Here is a 14,496-nt window from a genome sequence, read left to right on the forward strand (position 1 = left end):
TGGTAAACATCATGACAAAAAATTTAATTAATCTGCCGCACCTGGCGGCTATGGTCTTTGGTGTTCCACATTACGTGACACGACAGACAATGGATTCTGTAAAAGCTGTGCTGGTTCCCCGTATTCAGGGATTATCAGAAGAGGCTGGAATTCACATGACGCAGGATCCTGATAACAATCAGGCGCCAGATTTGGTTCAACCAGCTGGTGGAATGGCAGTTATTCCTGTTCACGGCATTCTGGTTCCGCGTCGTGGGCAAATTACTGCAATGTGTTCTGAACTTACCAGCTATGAGCGCATACGTAGCCAGGTGCATGCTGCATTAAATGACCCTTCCATCAGTGAAATTGTGCTGGATATAAATTCTGGTGGTGGTGCGGCGGTTGGATGCAAGGAACTGGCCGATTATATTTTCCAGTCACGTCAAACTAAGCCTATTACTGCAATTGTGAACTACAGCGCCTATTCTGCGGCTTACTTTATCGCTTCGGCCTGCAGCAAAATAGTAGTCAGCCAGACCAGTGGAGTCGGCTCGATTGGAGTGATCATGGAACACCTGGATACTTCCAGGATGGAAGAGCAAATGGGGTTAACATTCACCACGATTTTTCGGGGAGATAATAAAAATAACGGTACACAACATGAGCCACTGAGTGAAGACGCTCGGGGAATGTTCCAGAGGATGATTGACGAGATGTACGAGACGTTTATTACCTCTGTAGCGGAATACCGGAATCTTGCCACTCAGACGGTGATTAACACGCAGGCCGGAATCTATTTCGGCGCTGATTCCATTTCTGCTGGTCTTGCCGATGAAGTTTCGGATCCTCAGTCTGCGATTAATGCCATTGCAGCAAAGTACAAACAACCTCAACGAACCACTTCCATAAAGTTGCAGGCCGCCGCGATGGACCTGCAAACCAGAATGTAACCCGGCGCTAACGCGTCATTACCAGAAAGCAGCCTGTTGGCTGCTTTTTTTATGCAAAAAAGAGAGAAAACTATGCCACAGATTGAAGAATTACGTCGTCAGCGTGCGGGTATTAATGAACAGGTACAGGCCCTGGCCACGATTGAAACTACTGGTGGAACGCTGACAGCGGAGCAGTTAACCGAATTTGCCAGCCTGCAGCAGCAGTTCACGGATATCAGCGCCAAGATTGAGCGTCTGGAAGCGGCTGAACGTGCTGCAGCGCTTGTCGCCAAACCGATTAAAGCCACACAGCAGGCTCCTGGTATCAGCATTAAGGCAGAGCCAAAGCAATATACCGGCGCAGGCATGACCCGTCTGGTGATGTCGATTGCGGCAGCACAGGGTAACGTCCAGGACGCTGCAAAATTTGCAGCTGAAGAACTGAATGACCAGTCTGTCTCGATGGCCATCAACACTGCCGCCGCGTCAGGTGGCGTTCTTATTCCGCAAAACCTGCACAGCGAGGTGATCGAACTGCTGCGCGATCGCACTATCGTTCGTAAGCTGGGCGCGCGCTCCATTCCGCTGCCGAACGGCAATATGGCGCTGCCGCGTCTGGCCGGTGGTGCGACGGCGAGCTACACCGGGGAAGGCAAGGATGCGAAAGTATCAGAAGCCCGCTTTGATGATGTGAAACTCACTGCGAAAACTATGATTGCGATGGTGCCAATCTCCAACCAGCTGATTGGTCGTGCTGGCTACAACGTAGAGCAGCTGGTCCTGCAGGATATTCTGACCGCGATTTCTGTTCGTGAAGATAAAGCCTTTATGCGCGATGACGGTACCGGTGATACGCCTGTCGGTATGAAAGCGCGGGCAACCCAATGGAACCGCCTGCTGCCGTGGGAAGCTGCTGCAGAGGTTAATCTGCAGACGATTGATACCTATCTCGACAGCATCATCCTGATGGCTATGGACGGCAACAGCAACATGATCAGCTGCGGCTGGGGTATGTCGAACCGTACCTACATGAAACTGTTCGGTCTGCGCGACGGTAACGGTAACAAGGTCTACCCGGAAATGGCGCAGGGGATCCTGAAGGGATTTCAGATTCAGCGTACCAGCGCTATCCCGGCAAACCTCGGTGACGCAGGCAAAGAGTCGGAAATTTACTTCGCTGACTTTAATGATGTGGTTATCGGTGAAGACGGCAACATGAAGGTGTCGTTCTCGCAGGAAGCCTCCTACCAGGACGGGGATGGCAATCTGGTTTCCGCGTTCTCCCGTAACCAGTCGTTGATCCGCGTGGTGACGGAGCACGATATCGGCTTCCGTCATCCGGAAGGTCTTGTTCTCGGGACAAAAGTGCTGTTTTAACCGGTCCTGCACTCTGTGCGACCCCGGTCGCACAGCGTAAAAGCACGTAATTCCCCAGGCCCGCAGCAGCGGGTTTTTTCTTTTCAGGAGCAAAACGATGACGACGAAAGCGGCAAAAGCAGCGGCAGCGGCGGCTGCAGCCGGTGATGTGAAAAAGCCGGATGAACTGACGCCGGAAAATACAGTGGACGGGGATGGCGGTCAGAATACTGCAGCGGTTTCAGGTGATACAGGTGTTGATCTGACCGGAAGTGAAACAAACGGGGCCACGGGCCTGACGGGAGCAGAAGTGGCGCGGAAAGCGGTTTTTTTCCTGGGACCCTATCATCGTTATTCACGCGGTGATACGGCCTGTTTTGATGCTCAGTACGCAGAGAAACTGGTTGAACGCCATATTGCGGTATGGCCAGAAGATGCGGAAAAGGTGCTGAGTCCCCGCAAGGGAGCCGATGACCATGATACTGACATTGGATGATGTGAAAACCCAGCTCCGTCTGGAGCCGGATTTCACGGAGCATGACGACATGCTCACTAAAATGGTGGCGGCAGCGCAGAAGAATATTGAGCGTGACTACTACTGCAAACTGGTGGGAAGCGATGACGAACTGCAGGCGCTGCCGGAAGGGGTACGCGGTTTTGTGGCGGATGAAGATATCCAGCTGGCCATGCAGTATCTGGTCGGGGATGCGTATCTGAATGGTTTCACTGGTCAGTGGCTGGAGACGGCTGCGGTCCGGCACCTTCTTTTCCCGTTGCAGGAGAACACGGTATGAGCCTGAAGCCGGAAGAAATGACCTGCCGTCTTTCGATTGGGTATATGCAATCCGGCCGGGGGCCGCTGGGCGAACATCTGCCGGAACAACTGGTCGCGATCGGGAAAGCCTGGGCGAAGCGCGAGCTGGTATCGGGCAGAAAGGTCCGCACACTGGATCAACAGCAGGTTGTTGAAACGTGTCTTTTTACCACTCATCCGAACCTGAATATTGATATCGACTGGAAAATAACGACGTCTGACCGGGTTTATACCGTTCGTAACGTCGAACGTCTTGCGGACCGCATCATCATCACAGGGGAGGCAGACGCACGTCATGATCGAGCTGGCATTAAAGACAGCACTTGAACGCCTGACCGGGCTGGATGTTTATCCTCTGCTCCTGCCTGATGAGCTGCAGGAGGGGATTACTTACCAGTGTATTTCCGATCCGGAGCTGTACGCCGGACTGTTGCGCACAGGTCTGATTGCGGGCCGCTTCCAGATAGCGATTCATCTGCTTAATGACTACACCCGCCTGTTACAGCTGGATAAGAAAATCAGCGTGGAATGGACCGCTATCGTGCATGGCCAGCTGGAGGGCTTTCCCGTGCAGAATGTGGTCCGGGGTGGAATACAGCAGAGTAAATCGGTACTGACCAGCGGCAATATTCAGTACCGGCTCGTCCGGGATTTCACCTTTCACTACCGGGACACCTCACCATGATCACTATGGATGTAAAAGGGCTGGACGAGCTGGAGCGGCAGCTTATCGCACTCGGTGAAAAGGTCGGCACGAAGGTGTTACGTGACGCGGGGCGTGAGGCGCTTAAAGTGGTTGAAGAAGACATGAAACAACATGCCGGCTTCGATGATGCGTCCTCTGCAGAGCATATGCGTGATTCCATCAAAATTCGCGCATCCACGCGGAAAGGTCGCGGAAATACGGTGGTCACCCTTCGGGTTGGCCCCAGCAAGAAGCATTACATGAAAGCGCTGGCCCAGGAGTTCGGTACGGTTAAACAGGTTGCCGATCCGTTCATCCGTCCGGCACTGGATTACAACGTCCGGCAGGTTCTGCGCATTCTGACCGTAGAAATCCGCAATGGCATTCAGAACAGGTAGCAACCGCTGCCCACTATTTAAGAGAGAATCATTATGGCTGATGAAAATAACACGCCAAAATCATCCCCTGAGTACGCAATGCTTCCTGCCGGGACGGTGGTGAAGTTCGGCGAGGTGGGGGCCGCTGTGGCGGCGCTCAAACCCCTGATTAACTGTAAGGCACTGGGCGCGACAGGTCAGACGGGAGGATTTGTCGACTGTACCACCCTGCTGGACAAGAGTAAGCAGTCGGTGTCAGACCTGCCGGAAGGGCCGGAGAAATCGCTGGGATTCATTGACGACCCGGAAAACGAAGATTTCACCGCGTTCCTCAATGCTGCAGAACAGCGTAAGACCGTTCAGTTTTATATTGAGCTGCCGAACAAACGAACGGCTTCAATGATCCTTGCGCTTTCAGGCTGGCAGATGAACGAAATCACCGCCCCTGCCAGTGAAGTTATCCAGATTACGGTGCAGGGTAAGCAAAACAACATTAAATGGGGGATCGCCGCCCCGGCGCCAGATGCCGGCGCGTAATCCGTTTCCCGTTACACACCGCCTCCGGGCGGTTCTTTTTCGTCTGAAAAACAGGATACACCATGTCTGAATTTAGCCTCTCCGCACTGAAAAATGCACTGCTCAAAACGAAATCCACGCCGACTGAAACTGAAATCTTCGGTACAAAGGTTTACCTGCGTCGGCTGACGGCGGCTGAGCTTATTGATCATGAAGATGCACTCATCGAGGCGCAGACCTCTGGCAATGCCCGCATGGCGTCTGAGCTGAGCGTACAGATTGTTATCGACAGCCTGGTTCAGCCTGACGGCTCGCCAATTAAAGCCAAAGACAAACCCACGGCGAAGGAGTTGCTGGCGGCACACGATAACGTTGTGCTTCTGGATGCCATCGACAAAGTGAAAAAACACGCCATCGGTAAGCTGGAAACCGCCGAAAAAAACTGAGTGACTCGCCCTGGCTGGAGCTGATTTTCTGGCTGGCCGACCGCTGGGGCGAGCCTGACCCGTCAAAAATTGCGACGCTTCCGGCTGACACGCTTTTCCACTGGCGTGCTTTTTTCCTCAAACAGGGCATTTTCAAAAAGCCTTCGCCAGAAGGTTCTGACAATAACCCGCCCCCTGTTAAATCACCCGCAGCAGCGAACCAGAGTCTGGATGCGCAGTGTGCGGCAGTCATGAAGGTATTAATGTAATGGGTGACGTTGCCTCTCTTGCCGTTGGGCTGCATCTGAATGCAGCGAACTTTAAATCGCAGCTGATGAGCGCCTACGGCAGCGCTGAGAGTCAGTCACGCCAGTTTAACCGCAATGCCCAGGCTGATGCGAAAAAGACGGAGGATGCCTATAAGCGTGTTTCCGCTTCGGTATCGGGGCTGGCTGGCAGGCTGGCAGGTTTTGCCGGGGCGGGATTATCGCTGGGCACTATTATCAGCACCACGCGGCACTACAGCCAGTCGTTGTCGGATTTGCAGGCCATCACTGGTGCCACCAGTGCGCAGATGAAACTGTACGATCAGGCGGCGCAGGAAATGGGCCGCACAACGGAATACAGCGCATCACAGGCCGCTGAGGCCATTAAGCTGATGGCTTCGGCAAAGCCTGAACTGCTGAGTACCTCTGCGGGGCTGACGGCGGCGACCAAAAGCGCGTTAACGCTGGCCCAGGCCGCTGGTACCACGCTTCCGGATGCCACCCGAACGCTGGCCCTGTCATTAAACCAGTTTGGCGCGGGAGCCAGTGAAGCCGACCGGTATATCAACGTGCTGGCTGCCGGCGCGAAATTTGGTTCGTCGGAGATAGCCGACACGGCTGCTGCGATTAAAAATGGCGGGGTGGCAGCGGCACAGGCTGGCGTGGGTTTTGAAACCCTCAATGCCGCCATACAGGTACTGGCGGAGCGCGAGGTGAAAGGCGGCGAGGCCGGGACTGCGCTGCGTAACGTGATCCTGAATCTGGAGAAGGGAACCGATAAAACCCTGAAGCCTTCTGTTGTCGGGCTGAGTCAGGCGCTGGAGAACCTGGCCGGGAAAAACCTGTCAACAAAGCAGGCCGTGAAGCTGTTCGGGGTGGAAAACCTCAGCGCGGCATCCATCCTTGTGCAGAACCGCGAAAAGGTGGAGTCGCTGACCGCCGCCCTGACCGGTACGCAGACCGCGCATGAGCAGGCTGAAATCAGGGTAAATAATCTCAACGGCGATCTCCTCAGCCTGACTTCAGCTTTTGAAGGTCTGATTATTAAGGTGGGACAGAGCGGAAACGGCCCGCTGCGCAGTGGTGTTCAGACCGTTACCGATGCCATTAATGGCCTGACGGATAATTTCAATACAGTAGCCAACGTTGCGCTGTATACGCTGATTCCTGTTCTGGCGACAAAACTGACGGCAGGTATCAGGGGGAACATCGGTGCCTGGGTTGAGCAGCAGCAGGCAGTCAGGGCCAGCGCGATGGCGCAGGCCGAAATGGCGCGAAAAACGCTGGAAAGTACCGCCGCCACGCTGGCACAGAATAACGCAGAATTCGGGCGTTATCGGGAAATGGAGAAGTCAGCAAGACTTCATAATCTGAATGTCAGCTATCAGAGCGAATTTAACCGCTTAATCCGGCAGGAAACCGAGCAGACACTGCTCTCCACCCAGGCAAAGAGCCAGCTGAATGCAGCCAATAAACAGCTTTCCGTTTCAGCCCGCGCAGCCTCTGCAGCGGTAGGTATGGCCAGAGGGGCGCTGGCACTGGTGGGCGGTCCTGTGGGCGCAGCGATGCTGGCCGGTTCGGCGCTGCTCTATTTCCATAATCAGGCAAAGAATGCCCGTCAGTCAGCGATTGACCTGAAAAATGCTGTCGTTGAAACGAATGAAGAACTTAAAAAACTGTCGCTTAACCAGCTCAACGTGAAGCAACTGGACATTGATGAACAGTTTGAGAATCAGGTTATTCAGCGAAATAAACTGATTAAAGAAATTCAGGATGCGGACAGTCGTATTGATGGGTTGAGCGGCTTCGACCCGTTCGGACAGCTTAAAGGCGTAAAGAACGATAAAACCCGCTACAAAGGGGATCTGGATGCCGTTGAACAAGGGTTAAAACTCCTCAAGGAGCGGCAAAAAATTGTCAAAGAGGCCATAGAACAGGCTAAATCAGGGAAAACTGATCCCACACCTAAGCCGGATAAACCGGGGAATGAAACAGGGAGCGATAAACCCGATACCCCCTGGACCGGGGAAGGCGGGGATACTGGTAAGGGGCAAAAGGCGAAGGTTAACCAGTATGAGCAACTGCGGCGTGAAATTGAAGCGGCGCATGCCTCAAGTCTCGGACGTATCAACCTGCAGGAGCAGGAAAGCGCCAGAAAACTCCTTGAAGCCGCCCGCGCGGACGGAGCCAGTGAAGCTGATATTCAGAAGACGCTGCTGCTGAATGCTGAAAATTATCAGAAACAGCGCCTCGAACTGGCAGAACAGTATGCGCCGGTCAGAGCCTCTCTGACGAAAGAGCGCGAAGCGAGTCAGGAGCTGAAATCACTCCTGAATGCCCGTCTTCTGGATGAAAAGGAATACCAGACGGCCAGAATTACGCTGGCGCAAAGTACGGCCCGCGAACTGTTACAGGCACAGGCAGCGGCAATGTCTGCCCCTCTGATTGATATCGCCGGCACGGTTGATCCTCTTGTTGAATTGCGTAATCAGCTGACTGAACGTCAGTCACTGCTGCAGGCTTTTTACCAGAACGATGCGATCAACAAAGAGCAGTACGAACTGCTAAAGCAAAAGGCTGACAAGGATTCTGCGGATGCGCAGTACCAGACAGCGGTTGAGCTGTATAAGTCGCAGGGAAACCTGAACAGCCTCGCTATTGGCATGTTAGAGACCACCCAGGAGCGTTCCTCCAACATGCTGACGGGCATGCTGGTAAACACCCAGACACTCCGGGACGGGATGATTGGGTTATTTGCCTCCCTGACTCAGTCGGTGATTAAAAACCTTGTCGATATGGCGGCGCAGGCGCTGATTACCAACACAATTCTGAAATCCATTACGGGTATCGGCGGCAGTCTTTTTGGCGGCGCAGCTACCGCGAGTACTGGCACGGCCATCAGCAGTTTTGGCAGCAGTTTTAGCTTTAATGCGAAAGGCGGTGTCTATGATTCGCCCTCATTAAGTGCCTACAGCAACGGTATCTATGACAGCCCGACCCTGTTTGCTTTTGCAAAGGGAGCAGGCGTGTTTGGTGAAGCTGGTCCGGAAGCCATTATGCCTCTGGCGAAAACGACTGACGGTACGCTGGGTGTCAGGGCGCTGGGTGACCCGGGTTCCTCTGGTGGTGGTATGAATGGGGGGATTGCTTATTCACCTGTGTATCACATTGCCATTCAGAATGACGGGCAAAACGGGGAGATAGGGCCGCAGGCATCACAGATGCTGGTTAAGATGATCGATACGCGTGTCATGAGCATCCTGAGAACTCAGGGCCGCGATGGCGGCATGCTGGCGGGAGGATAAGTGAAAACCTTTCATTGGGCACCCAGGGAGGGGATGCAGTCGTCTGTTTCCCCTTCGGTGACAACTATTAAATTTGGGGATGGCTATGAGCAACGTCGCCCGACCGGACTCAACCATCAGTTAATTAACTTCCAGCCTGTTTTCCGTATCACGTCGGACAATTCCCGCACCGCACTTGAAGCGTTTCTGGTCGAGCACGGGGGATATAAAGCCTTTCTGTGGCGACCGCCAAAATACAACCGCACGATTAAAGTTGTCTGCCGGGAATGGTCTGTTACGGACAACGTCACGTATTCTGATTTCAGCTGTAAATTTGAGCAGGTTATTGCTTAAGGATCCTTATGCAGGATATTCCTCAGAACACCCTCAACGAAACCACGAAAACCGGGCAGTCTGCCCGCATTAATTTGTGGGAAATCGACCTGACGGCCTTTGGTGGCCAGCGTTACTACTTTTCAAATGAAGCGAACGAGAAGGGCGAGCCGGTCACCTGGCAGGGCCGGAAGTATGAGGTTTACCCGATACAGGGAACCGGATTCGACCTGGTGGGGAAAGGAACTTCCGCCCGCCCGACGCTGGCAGTGTCGAACCTGTTTGGCATGGTTACGGGACTTGCGGCAGATATGCAGAGCCTCGTCGGTGCCACGGTGGTAAGGCATGTTGTATACGCCCGTTTTCTCGATGCGGTGAACTTTACAGGCGGCAACCCGGAGGCCGATCCGGAACAGGAAGTGGTCAGTCGCTGGAAGGTAGAACAGTTATCCGAACTGAAAGCCACCACGGCGACTTTTGTGCTGGCCACACCGACCGAAACGGACGGCAGCGTGTTTCCGGCGCGGATCATGCTGGCTGATGTCTGCAGCTGGACCTACCGTTCTGATGAGTGTGGCTATGCCGGTCCGCCTGTGGCGGATGAGTTTGACAAACCCACGGCAGACCCGGCAAAAGATGCCTGCAGTAAATGCCGTACTGGCTGCGAGCTGCGTAATAACCTGCCGCGCATTGGCTGTTTCCTCTCCATTAACCGTCTTTCCTGATGGATATACCCATGAAAAAAACTATCCTGGCGCATGCTGCTGCGTGTGCGCCTGCTGAATCGTGCGGCTGGGTGGTGAACACGACTGCCGGGGAGCGGTATTTTCCCTGCCAGAATCTTTCCGCTGAACCGACCCTGTATTTCCGTATGGATCCGGCAGATTACCTCCAGGCGCAGGCGGCGGGCGATGTGGTGGCCCTGGTACACAGCCATCCCGATGGCCTGCCGTTCCTCAGCGATGTTGATCGCCGCCTGCAGGTGCAAAGTGGCCTGCCGTGGTGGCTGGTCTGCGATGACCGGATATACAAATTTCGCTGCATGCCTTTTCTCACCGGGCGGGCATTTGAGCATGGCGTGACGGACTGTTACACCCTGTTCCGCGATGCGTACCATCTGGCGGGTATTGAGATGCCGGATTTTGCGCGGGGGGAGGACTGGTGGAAGCAGGGAGATAATCTCTATCTGGATAATCTGGAGGCGACCGGTTTTTACCGCGTGAATGCCGCAGAGGCACAGCCCGGAGACATTCTGATTTGTTGTTTTGGTTCATCGGTTGCCAACCATGCCGCGATTTACTGCGGCGACGGCGAACTGTTGCACCATATTCCTGACCAGCTCAGTAAACGCGAGAGGTATTCTGAAAAATGGCAACGCCGCACACACTCGATATGGCGACACCGGGCATGGCACGAGTCTGCCTTCACGGGGATTTACAACGATTTGGTCGCCGCTTCAGCCTCAGTATAAAAACGGGGGCCGAGGCCATTTACGCGCTGGCCATGCAGATACCGGGCTTCCGGCAAAAAATGAATGATGGCTGGTATCAGATACGCATCGCCGGTCAGGATGTGGATGAAACCAGCGTGTCAGCCCGTCTGCATGAACCGCTGCCGGACGGGGCCATTATTCATATTGTCCCGCGTATGGCAGGGGCAAAATCCGGTGGCCTGTTTCAGGTCGTGCTGGGTGCTGTGGCAATAGGTGCGTCCTTTTTTACGGCAGGCGCTTCAATGGCAGCCTGGGGGGCTGCGTTATCTGCCGGTGGTATTTCGGTATCCTCAGTTCTGTTTTCTATGGGGGCAGCCATGATGCTGGGTGGTGTGGCGCAGATGCTGACGCCGCAGGCAAAAATCCCCTCGTCCCGGCAGACCGATAACGGCAAACAGAACACTTATTTTTCGTCACTGGACAACATGGTGGCGCAGGGGAATGCCCTGCCGGTGTTGTACGGTGAAATGCTGGTCGGCTCCCGCACGATCTCCCAGGAAATCAGCACACGGGATGAAGGTGGCGGCGGGCAGGTGGTGATCATCGGTCGCTGACATTATTGCAGCATATTTATATTTGCACAGAACCGCCTCCGGGCGGTTTTTTCGTTTCAGAGGGAACAGATTATGGGTAAGGGTGGTGGCAGCAGTAAAACGCCGCATGAGGCTCCTGACGACCTGAAATCCAGCCAGATGCTGACCGTTGTTGATGCCATCTGCGAGGGACCGATTGAAGGTCCGGTGGACGGGCTGAAGAGTGTCAGAATTAACAAAACGCCGGTCCTCGACAGCGACGGTAATGCGATGGTTCACGGTGTCACTGTGGTTTACCGCGTGGGGGAGGATGAGCAGACCGCGATGGAGGGGTTCGAAGACTCCGGCGCTGAAACCCTGCTGGGCGTGGAGGTGAAGAAGTCAGAGCCGGTGACCCGCACCATTACCACTAAAACGCTGGACCGCCTGCGCTTTACCTTTGGTGTGCAGTCGCTGGTGAGTACCAGTACCAAAGGCGACCGTAACCCTTCCAGCGTACAGATGCTGATCCAGTTTCGCCGGGATGGCCAGTGGCAGGTGGAACGGGATATCACCATTACGGGGAAAACGACCACGCAGTTTCTGGCGTCCGTGGTGATTGATAATTTGCCGCCGCGCCCGTTTGAAGTCCGCATGCTGCGTCTCACCGATGACAGCACGTCAGACCTGCTGCAGAACAAAACGGTATGGTCGGGTTATACCGAAATCATCGATGTGAAACAGCGCTACCCGAACACCGCCGTTATCGGGGTAAAAGTGGACGCGGAGCAGTTTGGCAGCCAGCAGGTCACGCGAAACTATCTCCTGCGCGGGCGTATCGTACAGGTGCCGTCGAATTATGATCCGGTAAAACGGACGTATTCCGGGCTGTGGGACGGGACGTTTAAACCCGCCTGGACAGACAATCCGGCCTGGTGTGTGCTGGATATGCTGACCCACCCGCGCTATGGCATGGGAAGTCGCATTGGTGTTGCCGATGTGGACAAGTGGGCGCTGTACGCCATCGCGCAATATTGTGATCAGTCCGTGCCGGATGGCTTCGGCGGGACAGAGCCGCGCATCACCTGCAATGCGTATCTGACGGACCAGCGTAAGGCGTGGGACGTGCTGGGGGATTTCTGTTCCCTGATGCGCTGCATGCCGGTCTGGAACGGGAGTACCCTGACGTTTGTGCAGGACCGCCCCGCCGATAAAGTCTGGACCTATACGCAGAGTAATGTGGTGATGCCTGCTGACGGTGCGCCGTTCGTCTACAGCTTCAGCGCCCTGAAAGAGCGTCATAATGCTGCCGAGGTCCGTTACACCGACCCGGACAACGGCTGGGAAACATCCACCGAACTGGTGGAAAACGATGCTGCCATCCGGCGCTACGGTCGCAACGTGCTGAAGATGGATGCCTTCGCCTGTACCAGCCGGGGGCAGGCGCACCGCGCCGGACTGTGGGCTATCACCACCGAATTGCTGGAAACGCAGACGGTGGATTTTTCCGTAGGGGCTGAGGGGCTGCGACATGTACCCGGCGATATCATTGAGGTCTGCGACAGTGATTATGCCGGTGTGACCGTGGGCGGACGCGTCCTGTCGGTCGACAGCCTGTCCCGGACGCTTACTCTGGACCGTGAGGTGGAGATACCGGCAGGCGGCAATGTGGTGCTGAACCTGGTGGGCAGCGATGGCCAGCCTGTTACCGTCGCGGTCACCGCGCATCCCGCCCCGGACCGCGTGACTGTCAGCCAGTTACCCGAGGGGGTGGCGGCGTACAGCGTGTGGGGGCTGAAACTGCCGACCCTGCGCCAGCGCCTGTTTCGCTGCGTGGCTATACGGGAGAACGATGACGGGACGTATGCCATCACCGCCGTGCAGCATGTTCCGGAGAAAGAGAGCATCGTGGACAACGGGGCGAAGTTTGATCCGTTGCCCGGAACCAGTATCACGAACACACCGCCCGCCGTGCAGCATCTCACCACGGAGATTCTGGCAGAGGACGGGCAGTATCAGGCGCGGGCGCGCTGGGATACGCCGCGCGTGGTGAAAGGCGTTAACTTCTCCCTGCGCCTGACGGTGAAAGCGGAAGATAACAGCGACCGCCTGGCCAGCAGCCTGACTCTGAGCGAAACGGAGCACACCTTCCGCAACTTGTCTCCGGGACGTTACACCCTTACCGTCCGGGCAGTGAACAGCCAGGGCCAGCAGGGCGACCCCGCCAGCACGGATTTCAGCATCGCTGCGCCGGCTGTACCGTCTTATGTTGAGCTGACCCCCGGCTATTTCCAGATAACCGCCACCCCGCGCCAGGCGGTATACGACCCTACGGTGCAGTATGAGTTCTGGTTTACGGATACGCAGATTGCCGATATCCGCCAGGTGGAAACCGATGCGCGTTATCTCGGCACGGCGCTGTACTGGATTGCGGCCAGCAGCGGTATCAAACCCGGCAAGGATTATTACTTCTATATCCGGGCTGTGAACCAGGTCGGGAAATCGGCGTTCGTGGAGGCTAAAGGCCAGGCCAGCAATGATGCGGCGGGCTACCTGGATTTCTTCAAAGGGGAAATCACCGAAAGCCACCTTGGGAAAGAACTGCTGGAGAAGGTGGAGCTGACGGAAGACAACGCCAGCCGGCTGGATGAGTTTTCGAAAGAATGGCAGGACGCGAACGGCAAATGGAATGCCATGTGGGGCGTGAAGATAGAGCAGACCAAAGACGGGAAGCACTATGTGGCTGGTCTGGGCCTGAGTATGGAAGACACGGAAGAGGGAAAGGTGAGCCAGTTTCTGGTAGCCGCTGACCGTATCGCGTTTATCAATCCGGCGATTGGCAATGAAACTCCCGCCTTCGTGATGCAGGGTGATCAGATATTTATGAACGAGGTATTCCTCAAATATCTGACAGCGCCGAGTATCACCAGCGGCGGAAACCCGCCGACCTTTACGCTGACGCCTGACGGCAGGCTGACTGCCCGTAATGCGGATATCAGCGGACATATCAGCGCGAACTCTGGCGCTCTCAACAATGTGACGATTGAGGAAAACTGCACCATCAAGGGGACGCTCCGGGCCGAGCGTATTCTTGGGGACATTGTTAAGGCTGCGGGCAGGGAGTTTCCTTACTTCGTAATATCCAATACCGGTGAAAAACGATACGCCAACGGTACGCTGACGGTCGTGATTGACGATGACCAGTCTTTTGACCGACAGGTTTCCATTCCAGCGATTACCTTTCAGGGCGCAGCGTATGACAGCCAGACCAGTAACGACGTATGGGATGCCTGTACGCTGATTGTCAGGAAAAACGGGGTGGAGATATACAACCAGACAAGCATAGGTGTACCGGCCGTTTTTTCGCGAACACTGGATATGCCTGCCAGGAGCGGAAGGATGACGCTGAGTTTCAGCGTCAGTACTCGCGGCAACGGCAGCGGCTGGCCATATTCCAGAATCAGTGACCTGCTGGTTATTGTGACGAAAAAGTCATCAGCCGGGATAACAATAAGCTAATAA

At 55.2% G+C, this 14,496-nt stretch carries 15 protein-coding genes; all 15 read left to right on the forward strand.

Annotated elements, in window-relative coordinates:
- Positions 1-11: 11 nt before the first annotated feature.
- The 15 genes from WC1_RS14800 to WC1_RS14730 all read left to right on the forward strand — a co-directional run bounded on the left by WC1_RS14800 (position 12) and on the right by WC1_RS14730 (position 14,493).
- A complete protein-coding gene (locus WC1_RS14800) occupies positions 12-932 on the forward strand; it encodes a S49 family peptidase (RefSeq protein WP_016150033.1) in 921 nt (306 codons plus the stop codon).
- Between the two features lie 72 nt (positions 933-1,004).
- The gene (locus WC1_RS14795; protein WP_016150034.1) at positions 1,005-2,291 is read left to right on the forward strand and encodes a phage major capsid protein; all 1,287 of its coding nucleotides are present in this window, start codon (positions 1,005-1,007) and stop codon (positions 2,289-2,291) included.
- Positions 2,292-2,388: 97 nt separating this feature from the next.
- Complete coding sequence (locus tag WC1_RS14790; protein WP_016150035.1) at positions 2,389-2,766, forward strand: hypothetical protein; 378 nt, start codon at positions 2,389-2,391, stop codon at positions 2,764-2,766.
- Positions 2,747-3,064: a head-tail connector protein gene (locus WC1_RS14785; RefSeq protein ID WP_016150036.1), complete on the forward strand. Its 318-nt coding sequence runs from the start codon at positions 2,747-2,749 to the stop codon at positions 3,062-3,064. Before WC1_RS14790 ends, WC1_RS14785 begins: the two co-directional genes overlap by 20 nt.
- Positions 3,061-3,411: a phage head completion protein gene (locus WC1_RS14780; RefSeq protein WP_016150037.1), complete on the forward strand. Its 351-nt coding sequence runs from the start codon at positions 3,061-3,063 to the stop codon at positions 3,409-3,411. The genes WC1_RS14785 and WC1_RS14780 overlap by 4 nt, the downstream gene beginning before the upstream one ends.
- Positions 3,380-3,769 carry a hypothetical protein gene (locus tag WC1_RS14775; RefSeq protein ID WP_016150038.1) on the forward strand — a complete coding sequence of 130 codons (390 nt, stop codon included), beginning with the start codon at positions 3,380-3,382 and terminating at the stop codon, positions 3,767-3,769. Before WC1_RS14780 ends, WC1_RS14775 begins: the two co-directional genes overlap by 32 nt.
- Positions 3,766-4,167 (forward strand): HK97-gp10 family putative phage morphogenesis protein, encoded by a 402-nt coding sequence (locus WC1_RS14770; protein ID WP_016150039.1) that lies wholly within the window; start codon positions 3,766-3,768, stop codon positions 4,165-4,167. The genes WC1_RS14775 and WC1_RS14770 overlap by 4 nt, the downstream gene beginning before the upstream one ends.
- 33 nt (positions 4,168-4,200) lie before the next feature.
- Positions 4,201-4,683: a hypothetical protein gene (locus WC1_RS14765; RefSeq protein WP_003832379.1), complete on the forward strand. Its 483-nt coding sequence runs from the start codon at positions 4,201-4,203 to the stop codon at positions 4,681-4,683.
- A 62-nt stretch (positions 4,684-4,745) separates the two neighbouring features.
- Positions 4,746-5,108, forward strand: a complete 363-nt coding sequence (locus WC1_RS14760) for a hypothetical protein (protein WP_016150040.1) — start codon at positions 4,746-4,748, stop codon at positions 5,106-5,108.
- A gap of 247 nt (positions 5,109-5,355) precedes the next feature.
- On the forward strand, positions 5,356-8,658 hold the full coding sequence (locus WC1_RS14755; RefSeq protein ID WP_016150041.1) for a phage tail tape measure protein: 3,303 nt from the start codon (positions 5,356-5,358) through the stop codon (positions 8,656-8,658).
- Positions 8,659-8,991 carry a phage tail protein gene (locus tag WC1_RS14750; protein WP_032947960.1) on the forward strand — a complete coding sequence of 111 codons (333 nt, stop codon included), beginning with the start codon at positions 8,659-8,661 and terminating at the stop codon, positions 8,989-8,991.
- Positions 8,992-8,999: 8 nt separating this feature from the next.
- The gene (locus WC1_RS14745; RefSeq protein WP_016150043.1) at positions 9,000-9,695 is read left to right on the forward strand and encodes a phage minor tail protein L; all 696 of its coding nucleotides are present in this window, start codon (positions 9,000-9,002) and stop codon (positions 9,693-9,695) included.
- Between the two features lie 11 nt (positions 9,696-9,706).
- Positions 9,707-10,441, forward strand: coding sequence for a C40 family peptidase (locus WC1_RS14740; protein WP_016150044.1), 735 nt, complete (start codon positions 9,707-9,709; stop codon positions 10,439-10,441).
- Entirely contained in the window at positions 10,339-11,016 is a 678-nt protein-coding gene (locus WC1_RS14735) for a tail assembly protein (RefSeq protein WP_071599128.1), read from the forward strand. Before WC1_RS14740 ends, WC1_RS14735 begins: the two co-directional genes overlap by 103 nt.
- A 72-nt stretch (positions 11,017-11,088) precedes the next feature.
- A complete protein-coding gene (locus WC1_RS14730; RefSeq protein ID WP_016150046.1) occupies positions 11,089-14,493 on the forward strand; it encodes a phage attachment tail tip protein J in 3,405 nt (1,134 codons plus the stop codon).
- Positions 14,494-14,496: the final 3 nt, after the last annotated feature.

Source organism: Citrobacter sp. KTE30 (assembly GCF_000398825.1).
In the GTDB taxonomy this organism is placed as follows: Bacteria; Pseudomonadota; Gammaproteobacteria; order Enterobacterales; family Enterobacteriaceae; genus Citrobacter; species Citrobacter freundii.